Genomic DNA, 24,334 nt, shown 5'->3' with positions numbered 1-24,334 from the left:
ACTAATTTGTCCTAATCTATGAGTTAGCAAGGGGGAATATGTCCAATTAGACAAAAAAAGAAACAGATCATCTCTGTCTCTTCGTTGTTATAAAAATTGTTTAAGCTTGTTCTGCAGCTTCTGCCGTTAAAATTGCTTTACGGGACAAGTTGACACGACCTTGTTGATCAATTTCAGTGACTTTAACAGTAATTGTGTCACCAATCGCAATGACATCCTCAACTTTCGCAACACGCTCTGTAGAAAGTTGTGAAATGTGCACAAGGCCATCTTTGCCAGGAAGGATCTCTACGAATGCACCGAACTTCTCAATCCGTTTGACCGTTCCTAGATAGATTTCCCCGACAACCACTTCTCTTACAATACCTTCAATGATCGAACGAGCTTTCTCATTCATCTCGGCATTGGAAGAAGCGATAAATACGCGACCGTCTTGCTCAATATCAATTTTTACGCCAGTCTCTTCAATGATCTTATTGATGATCTTACCACCCGCACCAATTACATCACGAATCTTATCTGGATTGATATGCATGGTCATAATTTTCGGTGCATATGGCGACAAGCTTTCTTTCGGTTGACCAATAACCTCTAACATTTTAGATAAGATATGCATACGTCCTTCTCTTGCTTGTTTTAACGCATCCGCAAGAATTTGACGATCAATTCCATCAATTTTGATGTCCATTTGAATCGCAGTTACGCCTTGAGCTGTTCCTGCAACTTTAAAGTCCATATCACCGAGGTGGTCTTCCATACCTTGAATATCAGAAAGAATGGATACATGCTCCCCATCTTTAATGAGACCCATTGCAATACCAGCTACTGGTGCTTTGATCGGAACCCCAGCATCCATCATTGCAAGTGTACTCGCACAAATACTCGCTTGCGAAGTCGAACCATTGGATTCGATAACTTCCGATACAAGACGAATCGTGTATGGGAATTCAGCCTCAGAAGGAATAACTTTGGACAACGCACGCTCACCTAGGGCACCATGACCAATCTCACGACGACCTGGAGGACGAAGAGGTCTTGCTTCCCCAACGCTGAATGGTGGGAAGTTGTAATGATGCATGAATCGTTTGGTCTCTTCTAAACCGATACCATCCAAAATTTGAACATCGCCCAATGCACCAAGTGTACATACGCTTAATGCCTGTGTCTGTCCACGTGTGAACAATCCTGTTCCATGTGTACGTGGAAGAATATTGATATCACAAGAAATTGGACGGATTTCTTCCAATTTACGACCATCTGGTCTTACTTTATCATGTGTAATCAAACGGCGAACTTCTTCTTTAACGATGTCATGAAGAATTTCCTTCACATCATCCATAAGCTCGTCCTGTTCAATATATTGTCCTTCAAAATGTGCGATTGCCTCAGCACTAATTGCATCAATCGCATCTTGACGCGCATGTTTCTCCGCAATTTTAACGGCTTCCACAAGGCGTTCTTGAGCAAATGCACGAACTTCTGCATTGACAGTCTCATTGACCGTATGCAATTTTACTGCCATTTTCTCTTTACCAGCTTGCGCGACGAAATCATTAATTACAGCAACGATTTTCTTGATTTCATCATGTCCGAACATGATTGCTTCAAGCATAACTTCTTCCGCTACTTCATTCGCTTCCGCCTCAACCATCATGATCGCATCCTTCGTGCCTGCTACCACGACATGAAGATCACTCTTCTCTTCTTCGGCTACCGTTGGGTTAATGATGAACTGACCGTCAACACGACCAACAATAACGCCACCAATCGGTCCGTTAAATGGAACATCAGAAATACTGAGCGAAGCAGAAGTACCGATCATCGCAGCAATCTCAGGAGAGCAATCTTGATCCACACTCATTACGAGATTTACGATTTGTACATCATTACGGAATCCTTCTGGGAATAACGGACGAATCGGTCGGTCCGTTAGACGACTGGATAGAATTGCTTTTTCACTTGGTCTTCCTTCACGTTTAATGAATCCGCCTGGAATTTTACCAACCGCATACAGACGCTCTTCATAATTGACCGTTAACGGAAAAAAGTCCAAATCTTTTGGTTCGGACGAAGCTGTGACTGTACATAGAACGACAGTGTCACCGTATTGTACTTTAACCGCAGCATTTGCTTGCTTGGCCAGGACACCCGTTTCAAGAATCAACGATCTTCCGCCCAACTGCATTTCAACACGTTTTAACATGAAACCCCTCCTTATTTCTTTCATCATTTTGTATGTATTACTATTATTATTTCCTTTTTTATAAAAAGCAACCCGGTTGCACCCGCACGGCATCGAAGCGCATGCGGTGAACAACCAGGCTGCAGTTTGTCGTATATTAGCGACGAAGTCCTAGCTTTTCGATTAAAGCACTGTAACGTCTAACATCCTTGTTTTTCAAATAAGCAAGAAGTTTACGACGTTGACCTACCATTTTCAAAAGACCGCGACGTGAGTGGTGGTCTTTCTTATGCGTACGCAAGTGGTCTGTCAAGTTCTTAATGTTTTCTGTTAGGACAGCAACTTGCACCTCAGGGCTACCTGTATCAGTTGCATGTTTTTTGTGTTCCTCAATCAGTTGCGTTTTGCGTTCTTGAGTTAAAGCCATCCTATTCACCTCCTTCAATATAATCGCCATTAGCCTCGTCAACGATGGTGAGACGTATAACCAAGCTAAGGTTAATGATGTTGTCCGATTAGACAACAACGTTATTCAGTATATCACACTCGATATAGGAATGTAAATGTCTACTTTGAAGCTAGAATCGCTCTCACCGTATCTGCGTCACGATGAATCTGTGCGATTAATTCTTGGACCGAGCTAAAGCGCTGCTCCGGGCGAATATATTCGATAAATTCGATACGAACTTGTTCCCCATAGATATCCTCGTTGAAATCGAACAAATGCGCTTCAAGCGTCTGCTTCATCCCATCTTTATGGAAGGTTGGCTTGACTCCGATATTCATGACGCCATCATACTTCTTCTCAGAAAGATAGACCTGAATAGCATATACCCCATTGCATGGAATTAAGTACGCATCGGTTGGGTCAACATTGGCCGTCGGATATCCAATCGTGTTGCCCCGACCTTCACCTGCAATGACGGTTCCATGAACGGTATAAGGCCGACCAAGGAGTCTATTAGCTTCCTCCACTTCGCCCTCACTTAAGTGCTTGCGAATTAATGTACTGCTCACCTTCAGACCCGATAGCAACCAAGGCTGAATCACATCGACAGTCATCTGACCTTTGCCAAGCTCCCGTAACATCTCTGGATTTCCCTCGCCCTTATAGCCAAAAGCATAGTCAAATCCTACCACAGCATGCTTGACTTCAAGTGCAGTAAGGAATTCTTCAACAAAAGTTGTCGGAGATATATGAGAAAAGGCCTCATCAAAACGCACAACAAATAGCTGATCTACACCTAGGCGTGCCATGACTTCAAGCTTCTCACTGAGCGGCGTGATATAGTTACTGTGCTTTTCTTTGCGCAATACTTCACGCGGCTTTGGGTGGAATGTCATGACCGAAGCAGGAATGCCATGTGCTCTAGCATAAGCGACGGCTCCACCAATCACCTGTTGATGTCCAAGATGAACGCCATCGAAATAACCAAGGGCCATCGCTTGCGGTCTACGGAATTGTTCCATTTGCTCTGGTGTGAGCGGATAAGATATTGTAATTTTTTTCACGTTAATCAACACCTGCAATTCTCATCATCAGAATTTGCTACAATGCAAGCCAGTTACGGTAAGAACACTTTGACCGGTCTTATGAATGTCTCATCTGGCTTTCTCTCGAAGATACCATAAAATTGTCCTTCTGGCGAGTACAAACGAATACATCCAGGTACATCCACTACTGGAGATACCGCTATGCCGGATATTTTCTGACCTTGAACAGCTTGATATGCTTTATCCGCAGCAATGGTGTGCGCGGGTAAATGGGATACCGATACATCCATCGGAATGAGATGCTCATGCAGACTACCTTGCTGTTTGTATTCCGCAATTTGTTCGAGCGTAAGACCATGTTCTCTCGTCATATTGGCAGACATCGTTCGCACAAGCGAAGCCATTGTTGCCGGTACACCTAATGCTTTCCCTATATCGACACATAGTGTGCGAATATAAGTACCTTTGGAACATAGGACGCGGAGGTGAACTTCCGGCTCAGGTCCTTGAAGCTGAATCTGCAGCACCTCAATCTTGTAGATCGTGACCTCTCTCGATTTACGCTCTACGACTTTACCTTCACGAGCAAGCTCGTATAATCGCTTCCCATCCACCTTTACTGCTGAATACATCGGCGGAACCTGCTCAATCGTACCGACGAACGATTGAATGACTTCTTGGACCTGCTCCTCTGTTACTTCAACCGGATCAAGACGCTCGATAACTTCTCCCGTCAAGTCCTCGGTGTCTGTCGCGATCCCAAGGCGGAGAACGGCTTCATACTCCTTAGGAAGTTCTTGAAGATATTCAACTAATCGCGTAGCTCGTCCTAAGCACAACGGCAATACACCAGTCACTGCAGGATCTAAGGTGCCCGTATGGCCAATTCGCTTCATACGAATCAGCCCACGCACCTTCGCAACGACATCATGCGATGTCCAGCCTGCCGGCTTCAATACGGGTAAAATTCCATCAAGATCTATCATAATTGCTGCCTCACTCGTTCCACAACTTGATTTATCACATCATTCAATTTTCCTTCAATTCTGCATCCTGCCGCACGGACATGACCGCCACCGCCAAAAGATTGAGCGATTTCAGCTACGTTCACATGCTCATTCGAACGAAGGCTAACTTTGACTGCTACATCGCTTACTTGCTTGAACATAATCCCAACATCCACGCCTTCAATGTTACGCGGGTAATTCACCAAACCTTCTAGATCCTCATTAACAGCACCCGTTTCCGACATATCTTCTGGTGTCACATAAATATAACCCACACGATTACCATCGGTAAAAGTCAATCTGGATAATGCTTTCGTTAAGAGGAGCATTTGTGCCATCGACATCTTCTCTAGCAAATGATCGGCAAGCTGATGTCCATTCACACCATACGTTAAAAGCAGCGATACAATCTCCATAACACGAGGTGTTGTATTCGCATAGCGGAACCCACCTGTATCCGTTAGAATCCCGGTATACAATGCCGTAGCAATCTGGGCATCCCACACAATACCGAATTGATTCATGAGATCGAATAGGATTTCTGCTGTTGCTGCAGCATCTGCCTTGATCAAATTCACCGTACCAAAGCTGTCATTGGTCGGATGATGATCAATATTCAAGAGGACTCGATCTTCTGTAAAGAGCTGCTGTACTTTACCGGTTCTTGAGAAATCTGCGCAATCTACACAAATAACCGTGCTAAAAGTACGGTTTGGTGGTGCAAGTGTATAATTATGTATTTCATTCGCGGACCACAAGAAGTCTAATCGGCTTGGAATAGCCCCTTCATTGATCATCGTGAATTTCTTACCCAGTTGTGACAATAACCAACCGATCGCGACGGTTGAACTGGCAGCATCACCGTCCGGTTGGACATGTGATACTACCAGAAAATCGTCATGATGATTGATGAAGTTGTATGCAGCTTGAAGCTCTTCTGCATACAACGAATCGTTAGAATTCAACTTCATCATATTACTCTCCATCTTGAATTTCACCGAGGATCTTTTCAATTCGACTACCGTACTCAATCGAGGAATCGAATTTAAAGATTAACACCGGGGTGTGACGAAGACGGACTCTTTTCCCTAATTCAGATCGAAGATATCCATTAGCTTTCGCCAACGCTTTTAACGTATTTGATTTTTGTTCCTCGTCGCCAAGTACACTCAGGTATACTGTAGCTTGCGATAAATCATTTGTAACTTCAACCCCAGTCACGGTCACGAAACCGATCCGGGGGTCTTTTAACTCCGATTGGATCATTTGGCTGAGTTCCTTTTTCAGTTGCTCGCCAACACGTCCTACACGAATTTTAGCCATGGGTGTGTCACCTCTCTACTTACGCTCTACCGTTTCCATGACAAAGGCTTCGATAATATCTCCCTCTTTAATGTCATTGAAGCGTTCAATAGTAATACCGCACTCGTAGCCTTGTGCCACTTCTTTGGCATCATCTTTGAAGCGTTTCAAGGAATCGATTTTGCCTTCGAATATTACGATACCTTCGCGAATGACGCGAACTTCTGCCGAACGAATGATCTTACCGGATGTAACCATACAACCTGCGATCGACATTTTGTTGATTTTGAAAATATTACGTGCTTCTGCATGACCAACCACGTTCTCACGATATTCAGGATCAAGCATCCCTTTCATCGCTTGTTCAATCTCTTCAATAACACTATAGATAACACGGTGCAGACGAACATCAACTTTCTCTTGCTCTGCAGTAATCTTAGCTTGGTTATCAGGGCGAACGTTAAACCCAATGACAATGGCATTCGAAGCGGCTGCCAGAATAATATCGGATTCAGTAAGCGCACCTACACCGCTGTGGATGATCTTAACACGAACGCCTTCAACTTCGATCTTCGCCAATGAACCCTTCAATGCTTCAACCGAACCTTGAACGTCCCCTTTGATAATCACGTTGAGGTCTTTGATCTCGCCGTCTTTGATGTGCTTGAACAGATCATCCAACGTAACACGTGTATTCGCATTAAGTTCGGATTGACGATGTGTAATTGCACGACGGTCAGCAATAGCACGTGCTTTGCGCTCATCTTCAAAGCCCATGAACGGATCGCCCGCAAGTGGAACTTCTGTAAGACCCGTAATCTCAACTGGAGTTGATGGACCTGCTTCTTTCAGGCGACGACCTTTGTCATTCACCATTGCACGGACACGACCGAAGCAGTTCCCTGCAACGAATGCATCCCCAACGCGTAGTGTACCATGTTGAACAAGGATACGAGCTACTGGACCGCGACCTTTATCCAGCTCAGCCTCGATAACCGTACCACGAGCACGCTTATCTGGGTTCGCTTTGTATTCATTCACTTCCGCAACGAGAAGAATCATCTCGAGCAGACCTTCCAAGTTCGTACGTTGTTTCGCAGATAGGTTAACGAAGATCGTGTCGCCGCCCCACTCTTCTGGAACCAATTCATATTCTGTTAGTTCTTGCTTCACTTTATCCGGGTTCGCACCTGGTTTGTCGATTTTGTTCACCGCAACGATAATCGGTACATTTGCTGCCTTCGCATGGTTGATAGCCTCAACCGTCTGTGGCATAACACCGTCATCCGCTGCAACAACGATAATTGTGATATCTGTTACTTCAGCACCACGTGCACGCATTGTTGTAAACGCTTCGTGACCTGGTGTATCGAGGAACGTAATCTTCTTGCCGTTAATTTCAACTTGGTACGCACCGATGTGCTGCGTGATTCCGCCTGCTTCACCGCTTGTTACATTCGTCGAACGAATTGCATCAAGCAATGTTGTTTTACCATGGTCAACGTGTCCCATGATCGTAACGACAGGAGGACGTGTTTTCAAATCAGCTTCATCATCTACTTCTTCTACATCTTCAAAACGGTCTTCCTCAACAGGGATCTTGATCTCAACTTCGACCTTGAACTCTGTAGCAAGCAATTGAATCGTATCCAGATCAAGCTCTTGGTTAATGGTAGCCATAACACCCAAGAAAATTAATTTTTTGATGACTTCAGAAGCATCCTTGTGAAGCAATTTAGCGGTTTCCCCAACCGTCATATTGCCGCGCACAATAATTTTCTTCGGTGTATTATCGATCTTCTCACGTTTTTCTTGAACAGGTTGTTGGCCTCTGCCGCGTTGGTTTCTTCCGCCACGGTTGTTATAGCCACCTTGATTTCCTTTGAAGCTGCTGACTTTGTTATCATCGAAGCGCTTTTGATTAGGCTTCGTTTTCTTTGGTGCTGTTGCTGGTTTAGTTACTGACACGAATTCCTCTCCCTCATCCACTTGTTTGCCAGAGTTTCCATTGAATTTATTGGGAGCTTGTGCCTGATTCCCATGATTTTGTGGTCTCGTAGCTTGTGAATTATTACTATTTCCTTGGAATGCTGGTCTACCTTGGCCTGGTCGTTGCCCGGAGTTTGCTTTTCCATTGCTTGTTCCGTTAGGGTTCCCCATTGTTCTGCGCTGATCCTGATTTTTTGAATTGTTATTCGTTTGAAAATTCCCCTGCTTCTCAGGTTGGCGAGGTTTATTTTGATCACGTCCATCACGCGATGGGTTAGTTGACTGCCCATCACGTTGACGGTTCGGCTGTTGCTGTTGGCCAACTGGTTTGGATTGTGTAACTGTTCCTCCATCCCGCTGTCCTTGTGTCTTCACTTGGCTCGGTTTCGCAGAGATCGTCGCCACTTCGTTTGCCTTAGACGCTGGTGTACTCGCAGTATTCACTTGCGATCCTGAAGCAGGCGGATTCGATGGCGCACTTACTTGACCTTTGTCAGTGCTCGAACGTTTCGCTGCTGCATTCGCCTTAATATCCCGGAAGAATTGTTCCACACGGCCCACGGTATCATTCTCCATCACGCTCATATGGTTGTTCACAGGAATATCGAGCCGTTTCATGATCGTAATAATTTCTTTACTGCTCATATTTAAAGACTTCGCGTACTCATATACTCTTAGTTTATCTTTATTATCTTTGTTGTCTTGTTTACTCAATATACTCCACCTCCGACAATATCAACATTTCCTTACTGATCATTCGATAAAAACCTGGGTCTGTCACTGCTAGAACGACGCGTTCGGCTTTACCGATACATTCTCCCAAAGTTCCCCGATCGAAACCGATCGCAAGCGGCACGTTGTACGTATGACATTTGTCGCGAAATTTCTTCTTGGTGTTCTCTGAAGCGTCGCCTGCGACAATAACGAGATGAGCTTGACCCGCACGGACAGCCTTGAGCACGATTTCATCACCCGTGATCAACTTCCCTGCACGCATTGCAAGTCCCAAGTGGGACTTTACTTTACTCATCTTCATCCTCCGCCCGCTCTTTATTCGCAATGAATTCATCTTCAACGCGTATAAAGTCCTGCTCCAGTTGGTTGTATATTTCAGGCTGTACCTGATGCTTCAATGCACGATCTAGCGCCTTGCTCTTATGAGCCAGCTTGAAACAGGACAGCTTACCACATAAATAAGCGCCGCGTCCTGCTTTTTTGCCAGTCAAATCAATTAACACTTCATCTTGCGGCGTTTTCACCACACGAATCAGTTCTTTTTTGGGCATCATTTGCTGACAAGCAACACATTTTCGCAGCGGTACTTTTCTAGGTCTCATACGATCCCCTCCCCCGTCGCGTAATCAATTAGTCGATCGATACGGAATCCTGATGCATCGTCTCGCCTGTTCTCTCGCGTCCGTATTCTTCTTCCGCTTGTGTCTCGCTCTTAATATCGATCTTCCAGCCCGTAAGCTTCGCTGCAAGACGAGCGTTCTGACCTTTAATACCAATCGCAAGGGACAATTGATAATCCGGTACGATGACACGCGCCATTTTCTCTTGTTCGAATACTTGAACCTCTAAGACTTTGGATGGACTAAGTGAGTTCGCTACATATTCGTCAACGCGGTCGGACCAGCAGACGATATCGATCTTCTCGCCTTTCAGCTCGTTCACGATCGTCTGAACACGAACCCCTTTCGGCCCTACGCAGGATCCAACTGGATCAACTTCCTCATTGCGCGAATATACTGCGATCTTGGAACGGAAGCCAGCTTCACGAGCCACGGAACGAATCTCAACAACACCGTCAAAAATCTCAGGCACTTCGAGCTCGAACAAACGCTTGAGCAGACCCGGATGTGTACGGGAGAGCAAAATTTGCGGTCCCTTTGTTGTATTCTCAACCTTCGTGATGTACGCTTTGACGCGATCCCCTTGCTTGAATTTTTCATTAGGCATCAACTCATTTAACGGCAAAGCCGCTTCAATTTTACCTAAATCAATATAGACATTACGTAAATCTTGACGTTGAACGATACCTGTAACGATATCTTCTTCCTTCTCAATATACGCATTATAGATCAAGCCGCGTTCTGCTTCACGAATGCGTTGTGTCACAACCTGTTTGGCAGTCTGTGCAGCGATACGTCCGAAATCACGTGGTGTTACTTCGATCTCTGCGATATCCCCCATTTGGAAGTTCGGGTTAATCTCACGTGCCGCATAGAGGGAAATCTCCATCCGAGGATCAAGAATCTCTTCCACAACGGTCTTTCTCGCGTATACTTTGATCACGCCATTATGGCGGTTCATGTCAACGCGAACATTTTGTGCCGTGTTAAAGTTGCGTTTATAACTTGAAATTAAAGCGGCCTCGATTGCCTCTAACAAAATATCCTTGCTTATCCCTTTTTCGCGCTCAATTTCATGAAGCGCTTCAATAAAATCCATACTCATTGCGGAATAGCTCCCCCTTTCAATCCTTCACCCTTATTCATCATCAATTGGTTAGAACAGAATACTTAATCTTGCACTAGCAACTTTCGCGTAAGGAATCGTCTTCTTCGACTTTCTCCCTTTCGTGATCGCTTCAATGACCATTTCTTCTCCATCAAAGGAAAGTAATATACCTTCAAATTCCTTCGTGCCGTCAATCTGCTCATATGTAGTCACATACACGTTTTTGTTTATTGCTTTGTGAACATCCTCTGGCTTTTTGAGCGGTCGTTCAGCGCCTGGCGATGAAACCTCTAAGAAGTATGCTTCTGGAATTGGATCGTTCGCATCTAGCTGATTGCTTAAAAATTCACTAATAAGGCCGCAATCTTCAATATCGATCCCGCCTTCCTTATCCACGAACACGCGCAAAAAGTAGCTGCTACCTTCCTTCACATATTCGACATCAACGAGTTCGAACCCATTTTCATCCAAATATGGCTGAATCATTTCTTCCACAACCGATTTAATCTTCGGTGTACTCAAGATGTTACCCCCTTGTTTCTTCCCTGTAACCTTACGATTTAAGACTCACTATCTGAAAAGCTATATACCAAAAGGTAAAGAGTGGGTTTCCCCACTCTTCTTCGCGACAGTTATATCATCATCATTACCAAAAAATTATAACATACGCATAACGCAATGACAAGTAGCGTCAGCAGTCGAGAACCGAAGCAATCTCTAGAATAACGACAATTGGTTGCTCTCTGGCAGTCCTCGGAAGCAGCCCATTTGTCCCAGAACCTCAACAATGGTCTTACTTGCCTTAGAACGCATTTGGAAGTCTTCAATCGATAGGTATTCGCCTTGATCTTTTGCCGCAGCAATACTGCGAGCCGCATTCTCCCCAATCCCTTGGATCGCTGCAAACGGAGGAATCAAGCTATTTCCATCCACGATAAATTTCGTTGCATCCGAACGATAAAGATCAATTGGTTTGAACGTAAATCCACGCGCAGTCATTTCCAGCGACATCTCTAGAATGGATAAGCTGTTCTTCTCCTTCGGTGTCGCTTGGAAACCTTTAGCTTCAATCTCCACGATCATCTTCTGGATTGCATCATACCCTTGACATAATACATCCAGATCAAAATCTGCACCACGTACAGAGAAATACGTTGCGTAGAATGAAATCGGATGGTAAATCTTGTAATAAGCACAGCGAACAGCCGATATAACATATGCTGCCGCATGGGCTTTCGGGAACATGTATTGGATTTTGAGGCAAGAATCAATGTACCACTGCGGAACTTTACAATTCTTCATCTCTTGAATCCATTCATCGGAAAGTCCTTTCCCTTTACGAACGTTCTCCGTAATTTTGAAAGCAAGCCCCGCATCCATACCTGCTTTATAAATTAAGAACAACATAATCTCGTCACGACAACCGATAACCGTCTTGATCGTACAAATTCCACTCTTAATCAGATCTTGTGCATTCCCAAGCCATACGCCCGTTCCATGAGATAGTCCCGAAATTTGCAGCAAATCGGCAAAGGTAGATGGTTTCGCTTCAATTAACATCTGGCGAACGAATTTCGTCCCCATCTCAGGAATACCATACGTCGCAACCGGGGTACGAATCTCATCCGGTCTTACACCGATTGCATCCGTAGAATTGAATAAGCTCATAACCTTCGGATCATTCATTGGAATGGATGTTGGATCAACACCCGTTAAGTCTTGGAGCATCCGCATCATCGTCGGATCATCGTGCCCCAGAATATCAAGCTTCAGCAAGTTCGCTTCGAACGCATGGTAATCGAAATGGGTGGTTTTCCAATCTGCATTAACGTCATCTGCCGGGAACTGAACCGGCGTTACATCTTCAACATCGATATAATCCGGTACAACCACGATTCCGCCGGGATGCTGCCCAGTACTTCGCTTCACACCAGTACATCCCGAAGCTAGTCGATTCAGCTCAGCACCGCGCCACTTCTTATGTTGATCTTCTTCATACTTCTTCGCAAATCCGAACGCCGTCTTTTCCGCAACCGTACCGATCGTCCCCGCCCGGAATACACATTTCTCACCGAACATTTCTTTCGTGAAATTATGGGCAACTGGCTGATAATCCCCAGAGAAGTTCAAATCAATATCTGGAACTTTATCGCCTTTAAAGCCGAGGAAGGTCTCGAACGGGATATCTTGTCCCTCACCTTTCATCGGCTGACCGCAATTTGGACAGTTTTTGTCAGGCAGATCAAATCCGCTCGGTACACTACCGTCTGTGAACCATTCACTATGCTTACAACTTGAGTTTCGGCATAGATAATGCGGCGGTAATGGATTAACCTCTGATATTCCTAAGAACGTCGCAACGATGGAAGATCCAACGGAACCCCGTGAACCGACCAGATAACCGTCTTGGTTCGATTTCTTCACAAGCCGCGCAGAGATCAAGTAGTTCGCTGAGAATCCAAATTTGATAATCGGAATAAGTTCTTTTTCAAGCCGCTGTATAATAATATCATTCAATTCATCGCCATACAGGTCTCTAGCAGTCTGATAACAAGTGGTGCGAATCTCTTCATCCGCACCGTCGATATTCGGCGTGAACAATTTGTCCGGGAACAATTTAATTTCTTCGAACCGATCTGCTAACGCGATGGTATTCGTCACGACCACTTCATAAGCTTTTTCTTTCCCTAAAAATGCGAATTCCTCCAGCATCTCGTCCGTCGTTCGCAAATGTGCATCCGGCTTACGAATATCTTTGAGCGGGCTGAATCCGGTAATCCCATGAATGGCGATATCCCGATAAATTTTGTCCCGAGGATTCAAATAATGTACATTCCCTGTCGCTATAACCGGCTTGTCCAGCTTCATGCCTATCCTACAGATCGTCTGAATGGCCTGTTCAATATGAGCTGGACTGCCGACCAATCCTTTTTCAACGAGATGCATGTACATCGTGAGCGGTTGAATCTCAAGAATATCATAGAATTCAGCGATTTCTTCCGCCTCTTCAATTGTCTTGTTGAGTACCGTCTCGAACAATTCGCCCTTCTCGCATCCCGATATGACGATTAGCCCTTCACGGTGTGCTGTAAGTTTACTACGCGGAATGCATGCGACGCGTTTGAAATTTTCCGTATGAGATAAGGAGACCAATTTGTATAAATTCTTCTTGCCAACGTCATTTACCGCATAGATTCCGCAATGGAATGGACGAACGTTGGATAGATCTTTCCCGACGTAATCGTTCAGTCGATCCAGCATCGTAATGTTCTTCTGCTCGGCAGCATCTTGTAAGAGTCCAAATAGAATACCGCCCAATGCAATGGAGTCATCAATCGCTCGGTGATGATTTTCTAGAGAAACTTTATATTTAGCCGCTAATGTGTTTAGTCGGTGATTTTTCAACGTTGGGTGAATCAATCTTGCTAACTCAAGTGTATCAATAACTGGATTCGTTATTGGAGGGATTTCGAGCTGTCTTAGCGCGCGCTGCAAGAAACCCATATCAAACCGTGCATTATGGGCAACCAGAATCGAGTCACCTACGAATTCTACAAATTCTCGAATTACGGGATCGAGTTCCGGTGCATCCTTCACCATCTCATCGGTAATGTTCGTGAGCTGTGTAATATTGTATGGGATCTTCTCATGCGGATTGATAAACTTGGCGAACCGGCCAACCTCTCGTCCTTCACACATCTTAACCCCGGCAAGCTCAATAATCTTATTATTCGTTACCGACAGTCCCGTGGTCTCGACGTCAAACACAATATATGTCGCATTCTTCAGTTCAATCGGCTGTGGCTCCAGAACAATATCAACGCCATCGTTGACGACATTCGCTTCTAAGCCATAAATCATTTTAATGCCGTTTTTCTTCGCTGCTTTATCTGCCTCTGGATAACACTGCACATTCGCATGGTCTGTAACTGCGATAGCTTTATGTCCCCATTTGGCAGCCGTCTTGATATATTGATCGATTGAAGTGACCGCATCCATCGTACTCATCGTGGAATGCAAATGGAACTCAACGCGTTTTTCCTTCGCATTGTCCATTCGATCCGGCGGAGCTTTAACCTCCATAAGATCAGAAGGGATCATAACCAGCTCAGGTATCTGCATAAAGCGGTCATATTCCACTTTTCCTCGTGCACGCACCCATTTGCCATTCGCGAGTAAGTTCATGATCTTGACATCTTCTTTGTTCTTCGCAAACATCTTCATTTGCAAGGAATCCGTGAAATCTGTCAAGTAATACGTGAACAGTGTACTACCATTACGAAGTTCCTTCACTTCAAGCCCGAATATTGCACCTTGAATCGTAACTTTCTTCTCTTCATCTTGAATTTGTTCCAACGGAACAGGTTGTTCTTTGATCTCATAACCCACTTGCAACTTCAAATCTTCAGCACTGCCGCTGTCACTCTCAACTTCTTGTTCAATGCTTGTCATCATCTGCTGAATAACTTCACGTTCCTGGACAACCAGCTTCTGTTGGAATTCTTCATACACTTCCGCATTGAACTCCCCAGCCTGGAGCTTAACACGCACTGTGCGATTGAAATATTGCTCATAGAATCGTGTGATTGCATCGTCAATACTGCGTTTACGCGCTAATTCCAGTGAGGTTGTATCATTTAAAGTAACGAGCACATTCGATTGTTCAGCCTGTATATTTGCTTTGCTCATAAACCCTTGCACTGAAGCGACTTCTCGTTGAACCCACTCCAGGAATAGTCCCCAATATTCTTCGACGATCTCGCCTGTCGTCACCGCATCCGAATATTCAAGAATGAGTTTGATCTTGGCAATGTGAGACATTCGTTCACGCACTTGCACACCAAAGGTACGATAAGCGGGTGAAGGTAAGATCGACTCACGACGAATATATATGGTCCATTCTCGATTCGTACGGCTCGTCTCCACACGATCGATGTAACCCTCTGTAAAATAAGCATCGATCATACTGCCAGGAATTTCAGCTTGATTGAGAAGTACCTCGAACCGTTTTCTTTTCTCCCCCAAATTTCCCATGATGTTCCCCCTACAAAATCGAAAAGCTTCTGCAAAAGAGGTATCGACGAATCATCGAGATCTTCGTAAGAAGCTTTTCAACTTAATTAAATAATATTAGTAAGCGCGAGCGAATACGACAGTATGTTCCGCTTTCTCTCCACAGCATAGGCATGTAGCTTTCTGCTCTTGCGGTTCAAACGGAATATTGCGGCTTGTCGCACCTGTCTCTTCTTTGACCTGCGACTCGCATGCAGCCGATCCACACCAACCTGCAAGATAGAATCCACGCTGCTCTTCCATCGAAGCTTTCAACTCATCAAGTGTATCCACCGATTTGAAGTGATCTTCACGGAACTGCTTCGCACGATTGAACATTTCTTGGTGAATATCTTCAAGCATGCTTTTCACTTCAACAACAAGGTTATCTTGCTGCACGACGCGTTTCTCCCCTGTAATACGCGATACTAGAACGCATACGCCGTTCTCCATGTCACGAGGCCCAAGTTCAAGACGAAGCGGCACACCGCGCATCTCATATTCATTGAATTTCCAGCCAGGACTCACATCCGAACGATCATCGACACGAACGCGTACGCCTGCTTTCTTCAGTTCTTGGAATAGCTCGTCGGTACGTCCAATCACTTGATCACGCGTCTTCGGTGGGCCGATAGGAACCATGATCACTTGCGTTGGTGCAACTTTCGGTGGCAATGCAAGACCGCGATCGTCACCGTGAACCATGATCATCGATCCGATGAGACGTGTACTCACACCCCATGAAGTAGTATGGACATACTCCAGATTGTTCTCTCTGCTGAGGTATTTAATATCAAATGCAACTGCAAATTTCGTGCCAAGATAATGGGATGTTCCTGCTTGTACTGCACGTCCGTCTTTCATCATTGCCTCGATCGAATACGTATCAACAGCACCGGCGAAACGCTCAGAAGGTGTCTTCGCTCCCATAATAACCGGGATTGCTAAGTAGTTCTCAACGAAATCACGATAGATTTCAAGCATTTGCATTGTCTCTTGACGAGCTTCTTCCTCTGTCTCATGTGCCGTATGGCCTTCTTGCCATAAGAACTCACTCGTACGAAGGAATGGCAACGTACGTTTCTCCCAACGAACAACGTTCGCCCACTGGTTAATTAATACCGGCAAATCACGGTAGGATTGAATCCATTTCGAATACATATGTCCGATCATGGTCTCTGAAGTAGGACGTATCGCAAGACGCTCTTCTAGTTTCTCGCCACCTGCTTCGGTTACCCAAGGAAGCTCCGGATTGAAGCCCTCGACGTGCTCCTTCTCCTTCTGGAAGAAGCTCTCCGGAATGAACATTGGGAAGTATGCATTACGATGACCTGTTTCCTTGAAACGGCGGTTCAACTCTTCCTGCATGTGTTCCCAAATTTCGAAGCCATCTGGTTTGAATACAATACATCCACGAACTGGAGAGTAATCCATTAAATCAGCTTTCTTGATGACATCAATATACCAGCGCGAGAAATCCTCTTTCTGTGGTGTAATTTCTGTTACGAACTGCTTCTCTTTCGACATACGAATCTAAATGCCTCCCATGAAATGCTATAGCTCATTATGATTATTATTGTTCAATTCGACAAAACTTGTCGATTATCCTTTCACTAGCCGTAAAATATCATTATACGTGACAGCCAGCATCAACAACATTAACATGGCGAATCCAATGATATGCACCATGCTCTCTCGATTCGGATCAACCTTGCGGCCTCGGATCGCCTCAACACCGATAAAGACAAGTCGACTACCATCGAGTGCCGGGATTGGGAGCAAGTTAAAGATCCCGAGATACAAGCTGAGTATTCCAGCCCATGACGTTAATTGATCAATCCCTTGTTTCGCAATTTGACCCGTAACTTCGAAAGTACGAACAGGTCCACCTAAATCATCCAATTTGAACTGACCAAAGATCAGCATTCGGAATCCATCGAATATGCGAATGGTTGTATTCTTCATGGCAATACCCGAATACTTAATCGTTTCCACAAATGATGCAGAACGCATTGGAGTAACAGGTACGATTCCGACCTTGCCACCTTCCTGCCCTTCGATGAGTTCTGGCGTTACGTCAATATTTTTCGTTGCACCGTCACGCGTGATCTTCCAATGCATGACTTTATCCGTCGATTTACCAATCATCTCAATCATCTTGGTAGAATCAGCACCGATGTCTACACCATTAATCGTCTCGATAATATCCCCCGGTTTAAGTCCTGCACGATCCGCGGGTTTACCCTCCGTAATTTGTCCAATTGTGAGATGCTTCGGATTCTCTTCTGGCACACCAGCCATCATAATATACGCCGCGAACAAAACAAAGGCAAGGAAGAAATTCATTAAAGGTCCGGCAAATATAGCCATTGCACGCTGACCTACTGTTTTACTTCCAAATTGGCGATTATAAGGTGCAATCTGGGTTTCCTGCCCTTTGGTCACCATCATGGCCTGTGGATGAACCGCAAGTGTCTGGATATCACCATCCACATCCAACTTCACGAATAGGTGCTCTTCAAGATCGATTTCCTCAACCGTACCACGCACCACATTTTTACGTTGATCCAATTGGTCTAGATAAAGGTTTGTTACTTGATCTTGATTCAATCGCACAGCTATGGTCTGACCTGGCTGAATCTGAACCAGCTCAGGATCCTCACCTGCCATCCGTACGAATCCTCCTAATGGAAGAAGTCGCAACGTATACCGTGTCTCATTCTTCTTAAAGGAGAACAGCTTTGGTCCAAATCCAATTGCAAATTCACGAACGAGAATACCGGCACGTTTCGCAAAATAGAAATGCCCCCACTCATGAATCGTCACGAGGACGAAAAAGACTAATACCGTTAAAAAAATGATCTGAACCATTTCCAACTGACAGCATCCTCCCTTCACTCACTTATGTCCATATAAATTATCAATATTCTCTATTTCGCTTCACGAGAATGCTTTGGCATAAGTTTTTTTGCGTATATTCCTAGGATAACCCAAAAGGGATGTTCAATGCCAATTGTCGTGTCAATCGATCTGTCTCTTGAATTTGTTCTAACGTAGGCATAGAAATCAACTGGTGCTTGTCAAGGGCAGATGCGATAACATCTTCAATGTGAAGAAACGAAATTTCACCCCGTAAAAATCGTGCAACAGCCACTTCATTCGCCGCATTGAAGACCGTAGGTGCTGTACCCCCTATTTTACCACACTCAAACGCCATTCTTAAACAAGGATAACGGTCATAATCCATCTCACGGAAATGGAGCTTCCCGATCCGAGCTAAATCAAGCGAAGCAGCCGGTGAAGCGATCCGTTCAGGATATGTAAGTGCGTATTGAATCGGGACACGCATGTCGGGATTGCCCATCTGCGCGATGATACTGCTGTCGTTAAATTCAACAAAGGAGTGAATAATACTCTCCGGATGAATGAGCACATCAATCTGCTCGTAAGGTAAATCGAACAGCCAGTGCGCCTCAATCACTTCGAGTCCCTTGTTCACCATCGTCGCTGAATCAATGGTAATCTTCGCTCCCATCGACCAATTCGGATGATTCAGCGCTTCTTCAACGGTCACGCCTTGAAGCTGTTCCCGAGTGCGATCGCGGAAGGAGCCACCAGATGCCGTAATCGTAATTTTCTTGATATTCTCCATCGATTCTCCGTTCAAGCATTGAAAAATCGCCGAGTGTTCACTATCAATCGGCAGCATCGTCACGCCATATTCACGAACCATGGAGGTTACGATGTGTCCTGCGGTAACCAGTGTTTCTTTATTCGCCAGACCAATGTTCTTCCCAGCTCGAATCGCAGCTAAAGTCGAGGGCAGTCCCTGACTCCCTACTAATGCCGTAACGACAAAATCAGCATCAGTTCGTGAAGCAACTTCTACAAGGCCTTCATCCCCATAATACACTTCGATATCGGCGGGAATCTGCTGCTTCAGTTGATCCGCAAGCTCTTTGGTCGCAATCGATACTTTACGTGGTTTAAATCGATGGATTTGCTCTATAAATAAAGCAGCATTCGTCCCTGCTGCCAATCCTTCAACTTTAAATTGATCGGGGTAATGGGAAATGACGTCCAATGTTTGCGTACCAATTGAACCTGTCGAACCCAATATTGCTATTTTTCTCACGATCGTCCCTCTCCCTTATGCGTGCGGCAACAGCATCAGCAGTTGCACGAACGGAAACACAATCAACCAGCTATCACAGCGATCCAATACGCCGCCATGCCCCGGTAGAAAATTCCCGCTATCTTTAATTCCGTGAACGCGTTTATATGCCGATTGGATCAAGTCGCCTAATTGACCAACGACAGCGGCAACAATCCCGATTCCAACAGCTTTACCAAACGGAAGTAAATCCGGTGCGTACCAAGCAAATAACAGTGCAATGACAACGGAGATGACAACGCCGCCAAAGGCGCCTTCAATCGTCTTATTCGGGCTAATAGAAGGCCACAGCTTGGTTCTCCCAAATGCACGTCCTGTAAAATAAGCCCCTGAATCGGAGGCCCAAATGCAGCCAAACAATAAGAATGTCCAGAACAATCCATGATCATCTGGTGTGTACCGTGTTGTAATCATCGCTTGGAATCCGACGCCTACATACACCGCGCCAAGAAACATCACTGCGATTCGATCAATATCAATTCGATTCTTGGATAATACAGTTATTGTTAAGAAAAGAAACATGAGAAGCCACATCCACATCGGTTCGACACTGACGTCAAACCCTTCCCATGGGAATACGAAATAAATAACACCTGCGAAACCGAGCAGGGAGGTGATGTTCCACCAATGAAAGTGGTTCATTCTGGCAAATTCATAATAGCCGATTAAGGATAACACGATTAGAAGTCCTTGGTACCAAGGTCCACCGATCACAGTGCAGGCAAGAAATGCTGACCCTGCAATTATCCCGGTAATGATGCGTTGCTTCAATGATATCCACTCCTACGAAGTTATACTAAACCGCCATATCTGCGTGTTCTCCGTTGGTATTCAGCGATTGCTTCATACAAATGTTCTTCTGTAAACGCAGGCCAATATACATCTGTGAACCAAAATTCGCTATAAGCCAACTGCCATAGCATAAAATTACTTAAACGGAGTTCTCCGCTCGTACGAATGAGGAGATCTGGATTCGGTAAATGATTCGATAATAAGTGCTGTTCAATATCAGACTCCATAATATCTTCAGGGCGTAATTCACCATTTAACACACGTTGCCCGATCTCACGAACACTCTCCACAATCTCTCTTCGACCGCCATAGTTCAATGCAAAATTTAGAATAAGTCCCGTATTGTTCCTCGTTTGACGTTCTGCTTCTTCGATAGCTTTGAGCGTATGTGATGGCAAATCTTCTTTATGGCCCATCATTCGAACCTGAACATTCTTCTCAATCAGCTCCGCTAGTTCAATGGATAGGAACTCCTCAGGAAGCTTCATAAGAAAGTCTACTTCGTCTTTAGGCCGCTTCCAATTTTCCGTTGAAAAAGCATACATCGTAAGACATTTAACGCCAAGCTCATCTGCGGCAATCGTGACCTTCTTCACGGCTTTCATCCCATTGTGATGCCCGGCAATCCGCGGTAACCCACGATTTTTGGCCCAGCGGCCGTTCCCGTCCATAATTATCGCGATATGCTCAGGAATATTATCTTTTGATAAATTGAATGACGTTTGACCCTTGGGTCTCTCATCCAACCATTTCTGGAATCGCTTAATCATTCCATTTCCTCCAACCTAGATGATGAGAACTACACACAAGTAGAAAAAAGACAACAAACCCCACCGTTCGGAGGGGCAGCAGGCCTTACATTATACTTCCATGATTTCTTTCTCTTTTGATGCGGTTACTTTATCAACTTCACCAATGTATTTATCCGTTGTTTTCTGAACGTCTTCTTGGTGGCGACGAGATTCATCTTCCGAAATGTCTGATTTCTCGAGTTTTTTAATTTCATCATTCGCATCACGACGGATATTACGAATGGCTACTTTCGCGTCCTCTCCGAACTTCTTCGTCGATTTCACGAGTTCCACACGACGCTCTTCTGTCAACATAGGAATCGATAGACGAATTTGAGTTCCGTCATTCGCTGGTGTCAATCCCAAGTCTGACTTTAAGATTGCTTTCTCAATTGCGCCTAATGAGGTTTTATCCCAAGGCTGAATCATAAGGGTACGAGAATCTGGTGTATTCACGTTAGCAAGCTGATTCACTGGGGTTGGAGCACCATAATATTCAACTTGGATACGATCCAGCATCGATGACGACGCACGACCCGCACGCAACGTTGCAAGATCGCGTTTCAAGGAATCAATTGCTTTCCCCATACGTTCTTCTGCATTTTTTTTGATTGATTGTGGCATTAGTCTACACTCCCTTTTACAATCGTTCCGATCTTCTCACCTTGTACAACACGTTTGATATTGCCCTTCTCCGTAATTGCAAAGACGACAAGTGGAATATTGTTATCCATGCACAATGAAGAAGCTGTTGAATCCATCACGCCAAGATTACGATTTAACACTTCTAGATAAGTCAATTGATCGAACTTCTCTGCAGTCTCATCCTTGAATGGATCTGCCGTGTAGACACCGTCTACTTTATTCTTCGCCATTAGAATGACATCTGCTTCAATCTCAGCCGCACGAAGTGCTGCAGTTGTATCTGTCGAGAAGAATGGATTTCCCGTACCTGCTGCGAAAATAACAACTCTGCCTTTCTCCAAGTGGCGAATCGCACGTCTACGGATATAAGGCTCGGCAATTTGCTGCATTGCAATAGAAGTCTGAACGCGTGTTGGGACATCAATTTGCTCTAGCGCGTCTTGCAAGGCAAGGGAATTCATTACTGTAGCAAGCATACCCATGTAGTCAGCTGTTGCACGGTCAATTCCTTTTTCGCTGCCTGCGATTCCGCGCCAAATGTTGCCTCCGCCGCACACAATTGCAACTTCAACGCCAAGTTCAACGACTTCCTTTACTTGTTCAGCAATGGAATTAATAACATCAGACTCGATACCAAAGCCATTTTGGCCGGAAAGAGACTCACCACTTACTTTTAAGACGACTCGTTTATATACTGGTTGTTTCAATGATTTACCCTCCACTTTCGGATGATTCGTCCATCCCTATTGCAGTTCAAAACACAAGCTTTCGTTCTATGTAGTTAAAAAAGAAGGAACACAGCGTGTTCCAACCTTTTAACTATGAATGATTAAATTGTATAGATAAGTAAGCGTTAGCTTACATTTTTGCTTGAGCCATAACTTCTTCTACGAAGTTATCTACTTTTTTCTCCATACCTTCGCCAAGCTCGTAACGAACGAAACGACGAACGGAGATGTTCTCACCGATTGTGCTGATTTTTTCTTTCAACAATGTTTCGATTGTTTTGTCTGGATCTTTAACGAAAGATTGCTCCATCAAGCAGAACTCTTCATAGTATTTGTTGATACGGCCTTCAACCATTTTATCAACGATTTTCTCTGGTTTACCTTCGTTAAGTGCTTGTGCACGAAGGATTTCTTTTTCTTTCTCAAGATCTTCCATAGGAACTTCTTCACGACGAACATAACGAGGGCTCATAGCCGCGATGTGCATAGCGATGTCACGAGCAAGTTCTTTAAATTGATCTGTTTTACCAACGAAGTCAGTTTCACAGTTGATTTCCACAAGAACACCAATACGACCACCTGCATGGATGTAAGCTTCACATACGCCTTCCGTTGCAATACGTCCGGATTTGTTTGCTGCAGCAGCCAAACCTTTTTCACGCAAAATTTCAATTGCTTTCGTTACATCTCCGTTAGACTCGTCAAGCGCTTTTTTACAATCAAGCATACCTGCGCCTGTTTTTTCACGAAGTTCTTTTACCATGCTAGCCGTAACTGCCATTGTATATTCCCTCCAAAGTTAAATTCGTCATTTCATTTGACGATCAATTTGTTGTCTCAAAAAAAGGGCGGCGAGAGGTTTCACACCTACCAACCACCCTTTCATTTAATTATCATTTAATTAAGCTTGTGTGTCTTCGCCTTGGTTTGCTTCGATCATCGCATCAGCCATTTTCGCAGTCAACAATTTAACTGCACGGATCGCATCATCGTTACCAGGGATAACGTAGTCGATCTCGTCTGGATCACAGTTCGTATCAACGATACCAACGATTGGGATACCCAATTTACGAGCTTCTGCTACTGCAATACGCTCTTTACGTGGATCGATAACGAACAACGCGCTTGGCAAACCTTTCATGTTCTTGATTCCACCTAGGAATTTCTCAAGACGATCTTTCTCTTTGCGAAGCAAGATAACTTCTTTCTTCGGAAGAACTTCGAAAGTGCCGTCCTCTTCCCATCTTTCCAACGTTTTCAAACGATCGATACGTTTTTGGATTGTTTGGAAGTTAGTTAACGTTCCACCCAACCAACGTTGGTTGATAAAGAAGTTGCCACAACGTTCAGCTTCTTCTTTAACAGAATCTTGAGCTTGTTTCTTCGTTCCTACGAATAGGATCGTGCCGCCTTCTTCAGCAACCGATTTAACGAAGTTGTAAGCTTCCTCAACCTTTTTCACCGTTTTTTGCAAATCGATGATGTAAATTCCGTTTCTTTCAGTGAAGATATAACGATCCATTTTCGGGTTCCAACGACGAGTCTGGTGACCGAAGTGTACCCCAGCTTCTAGTAGCTGTTTCATGGAGATTACTGCCATCTTCACACACCTCCTAATATGGTTTTTATTTTGTCCGCCGCTAATCTCATCTTTCGACAAGACTTCTACAATAGAAGCACCCTTATCGAAATTAAATAGCGTGTGTTTTTAACAC

21 protein-coding genes are annotated in these 24,334 nt (G+C 44.6%); all 21 read right to left on the bottom strand.

Annotated features, from left to right (window positions below; all coding sequences use genetic code 11):
- Window positions 1-100: 100 nt before the first annotated feature.
- The gene (gene pnp, locus ACFQZR_RS04775; protein ID WP_379343319.1) at window positions 101-2,203 is read right to left on the bottom strand and encodes a polyribonucleotide nucleotidyltransferase; all 2,103 of its coding nucleotides are present in this window, start codon (window positions 2,201-2,203) and stop codon (window positions 101-103) included.
- 136 nt (window positions 2,204-2,339) lie between these two features.
- Window positions 2,340-2,609: a 30S ribosomal protein S15 gene (gene rpsO / locus ACFQZR_RS04770; RefSeq protein ID WP_018757893.1), complete on the bottom strand. Its 270-nt coding sequence runs from the start codon at window positions 2,607-2,609 to the stop codon at window positions 2,340-2,342.
- 140 nt (window positions 2,610-2,749) lie between these two features.
- Window positions 2,750-3,694, bottom strand: coding sequence for a bifunctional riboflavin kinase/FAD synthetase (locus ACFQZR_RS04765; protein ID WP_379343316.1), 945 nt, complete (start codon window positions 3,692-3,694; stop codon window positions 2,750-2,752).
- Between the two features lie 53 nt (window positions 3,695-3,747).
- Window positions 3,748-4,662 (bottom strand): tRNA pseudouridine(55) synthase TruB, encoded by a 915-nt coding sequence (gene truB, locus ACFQZR_RS04760; RefSeq protein WP_379343314.1) that lies wholly within the window; start codon window positions 4,660-4,662, stop codon window positions 3,748-3,750.
- Window positions 4,659-5,654 (bottom strand): DHH family phosphoesterase, encoded by a 996-nt coding sequence (locus tag ACFQZR_RS04755; RefSeq protein ID WP_379343822.1) that lies wholly within the window; start codon window positions 5,652-5,654, stop codon window positions 4,659-4,661. The genes truB and ACFQZR_RS04755 overlap by 4 nt, the downstream gene beginning before the upstream one ends.
- Window positions 5,655-5,658: 4 nt before the next feature.
- Entirely contained in the window at window positions 5,659-6,006 is a 348-nt protein-coding gene (gene rbfA / locus ACFQZR_RS04750; RefSeq protein WP_379343312.1) for a 30S ribosome-binding factor RbfA, read from the bottom strand.
- A 15-nt stretch (window positions 6,007-6,021) separates the two neighbouring features.
- Window positions 6,022-8,619 carry a translation initiation factor IF-2 gene (infB, locus tag ACFQZR_RS04745; RefSeq protein ID WP_379343820.1) on the bottom strand — a complete coding sequence of 866 codons (2,598 nt, stop codon included), beginning with the start codon at window positions 8,617-8,619 and terminating at the stop codon, window positions 6,022-6,024.
- A 61-nt stretch (window positions 8,620-8,680) separates the two neighbouring features.
- Complete coding sequence (locus ACFQZR_RS04740; protein ID WP_314586193.1) at window positions 8,681-9,004, bottom strand: L7Ae/L30e/S12e/Gadd45 family ribosomal protein; 324 nt, start codon at window positions 9,002-9,004, stop codon at window positions 8,681-8,683.
- Window positions 8,997-9,311 carry an RNase P modulator RnpM gene (rnpM, locus tag ACFQZR_RS04735; protein WP_018757886.1) on the bottom strand — a complete coding sequence of 105 codons (315 nt, stop codon included), beginning with the start codon at window positions 9,309-9,311 and terminating at the stop codon, window positions 8,997-8,999. Before rnpM ends, ACFQZR_RS04740 begins: the two co-directional genes overlap by 8 nt.
- A 28-nt stretch (window positions 9,312-9,339) precedes the next feature.
- Window positions 9,340-10,434, bottom strand: a complete 1,095-nt coding sequence (gene nusA / locus ACFQZR_RS04730; RefSeq protein WP_379343308.1) for a transcription termination factor NusA — start codon at window positions 10,432-10,434, stop codon at window positions 9,340-9,342.
- A gap of 51 nt (window positions 10,435-10,485) precedes the next feature.
- Window positions 10,486-10,959 (bottom strand): ribosome maturation factor RimP, encoded by a 474-nt coding sequence (rimP, locus tag ACFQZR_RS04725; RefSeq protein WP_379343306.1) that lies wholly within the window; start codon window positions 10,957-10,959, stop codon window positions 10,486-10,488.
- 195 nt (window positions 10,960-11,154) lie between these two features.
- Window positions 11,155-15,471: a PolC-type DNA polymerase III gene (locus ACFQZR_RS04720; RefSeq protein ID WP_379343304.1), complete on the bottom strand. Its 4,317-nt coding sequence runs from the start codon at window positions 15,469-15,471 to the stop codon at window positions 11,155-11,157.
- A 96-nt stretch (window positions 15,472-15,567) separates the two neighbouring features.
- Window positions 15,568-17,016, bottom strand: a complete 1,449-nt coding sequence (gene proS / locus ACFQZR_RS04715) for a proline--tRNA ligase (RefSeq protein WP_379343302.1) — start codon at window positions 17,014-17,016, stop codon at window positions 15,568-15,570.
- 75 nt (window positions 17,017-17,091) lie between these two features.
- Window positions 17,092-18,366, bottom strand: a complete 1,275-nt coding sequence (rseP, locus tag ACFQZR_RS04710; protein WP_379343301.1) for an RIP metalloprotease RseP — start codon at window positions 18,364-18,366, stop codon at window positions 17,092-17,094.
- Window positions 18,367-18,469: 103 nt separating this feature from the next.
- Entirely contained in the window at window positions 18,470-19,624 is a 1,155-nt protein-coding gene (locus ACFQZR_RS04705) for a 1-deoxy-D-xylulose-5-phosphate reductoisomerase (protein WP_379343298.1), read from the bottom strand.
- Between the two features lie 15 nt (window positions 19,625-19,639).
- Entirely contained in the window at window positions 19,640-20,434 is a 795-nt protein-coding gene (locus tag ACFQZR_RS04700) for a phosphatidate cytidylyltransferase (protein ID WP_379343296.1), read from the bottom strand.
- A 20-nt stretch (window positions 20,435-20,454) separates the two neighbouring features.
- Window positions 20,455-21,225, bottom strand: coding sequence for an undecaprenyl pyrophosphate synthase (locus ACFQZR_RS04695; protein WP_379343294.1), 771 nt, complete (start codon window positions 21,223-21,225; stop codon window positions 20,455-20,457).
- A gap of 90 nt (window positions 21,226-21,315) precedes the next feature.
- Window positions 21,316-21,870 (bottom strand): ribosome recycling factor, encoded by a 555-nt coding sequence (frr, locus tag ACFQZR_RS04690; protein ID WP_379343292.1) that lies wholly within the window; start codon window positions 21,868-21,870, stop codon window positions 21,316-21,318.
- Window positions 21,870-22,598, bottom strand: a complete 729-nt coding sequence (gene pyrH, locus ACFQZR_RS04685; RefSeq protein WP_018757876.1) for a UMP kinase — start codon at window positions 22,596-22,598, stop codon at window positions 21,870-21,872. Before pyrH ends, frr begins: the two co-directional genes overlap by 1 nt.
- 151 nt (window positions 22,599-22,749) lie before the next feature.
- Window positions 22,750-23,400, bottom strand: coding sequence for a translation elongation factor Ts (tsf, locus tag ACFQZR_RS04680; RefSeq protein ID WP_018757875.1), 651 nt, complete (start codon window positions 23,398-23,400; stop codon window positions 22,750-22,752).
- Window positions 23,401-23,520: 120 nt separating this feature from the next.
- The gene (gene rpsB, locus ACFQZR_RS04675) at window positions 23,521-24,219 is read right to left on the bottom strand and encodes a 30S ribosomal protein S2 (RefSeq protein ID WP_018757874.1); all 699 of its coding nucleotides are present in this window, start codon (window positions 24,217-24,219) and stop codon (window positions 23,521-23,523) included.
- Window positions 24,220-24,334 lie beyond the last annotated feature (115 nt).

The organism is Paenibacillus sp. GCM10027629, assembly GCF_042676425.1.
Taxonomy (GTDB): Bacteria; Bacillota; Bacilli; order Paenibacillales; family Paenibacillaceae; genus Paenibacillus_K; species Paenibacillus_K terrigena.
The sequence above is the reverse complement of the archived record's forward strand: the minus strand, read 5'-3'. Positions and strand labels throughout refer to the sequence as shown.

Excerpts from the sequence above, each read along its gene's own strand:
- pnp (WP_379343319.1), bottom strand. The coding sequence starts at position 2,203 with ATGTTAAAACGTGTTGAAATGCAGTTGGGCGGAAGATCGTTGATTCTT.
- rpsO (WP_018757893.1), bottom strand. The coding sequence starts at position 2,609 with ATGGCTTTAACTCAAGAACGCAAAACGCAACTGATTGAGGAACACAAA.
- truB (WP_379343314.1), bottom strand. The coding sequence starts at position 4,662 with ATGATAGATCTTGATGGAATTTTACCCGTATTGAAGCCGGCAGGCTGG.
- ACFQZR_RS04755 (WP_379343822.1), bottom strand. The coding sequence starts at position 5,654 with ATGAAGTTGAATTCTAACGATTCGTTGTATGCAGAAGAGCTTCAAGCT.
- rbfA (WP_379343312.1), bottom strand. The coding sequence starts at position 6,006 with ATGGCTAAAATTCGTGTAGGACGTGTTGGCGAGCAACTGAAAAAGGAA.
- infB (WP_379343820.1), bottom strand. The coding sequence starts at position 8,619 with ATGAGCAGTAAAGAAATTATTACGATCATGAAACGGCTCGATATTCCT.
- ACFQZR_RS04740 (WP_314586193.1), bottom strand. The coding sequence starts at position 9,004 with ATGAGTAAAGTAAAGTCCCACTTGGGACTTGCAATGCGTGCAGGGAAG.
- rnpM (WP_018757886.1), bottom strand. The coding sequence starts at position 9,311 with ATGAGACCTAGAAAAGTACCGCTGCGAAAATGTGTTGCTTGTCAGCAA.
- nusA (WP_379343308.1), bottom strand. The coding sequence starts at position 10,434 with ATGAGTATGGATTTTATTGAAGCGCTTCATGAAATTGAGCGCGAAAAA.
- ACFQZR_RS04720 (WP_379343304.1), bottom strand. The coding sequence starts at position 15,471 with ATGGGAAATTTGGGGGAGAAAAGAAAACGGTTCGAGGTACTTCTCAAT.
- proS (WP_379343302.1), bottom strand. The coding sequence starts at position 17,016 with ATGTCGAAAGAGAAGCAGTTCGTAACAGAAATTACACCACAGAAAGAG.
- ACFQZR_RS04695 (WP_379343294.1), bottom strand. The coding sequence starts at position 21,225 with ATGATTAAGCGATTCCAGAAATGGTTGGATGAGAGACCCAAGGGTCAA.
- frr (WP_379343292.1), bottom strand. The coding sequence starts at position 21,870 with ATGCCACAATCAATCAAAAAAAATGCAGAAGAACGTATGGGGAAAGCA.
- tsf (WP_018757875.1), bottom strand. The coding sequence starts at position 23,400 with ATGGCAGTTACGGCTAGCATGGTAAAAGAACTTCGTGAAAAAACAGGC.
- rpsB (WP_018757874.1), bottom strand. The coding sequence starts at position 24,219 with ATGGCAGTAATCTCCATGAAACAGCTACTAGAAGCTGGGGTACACTTC.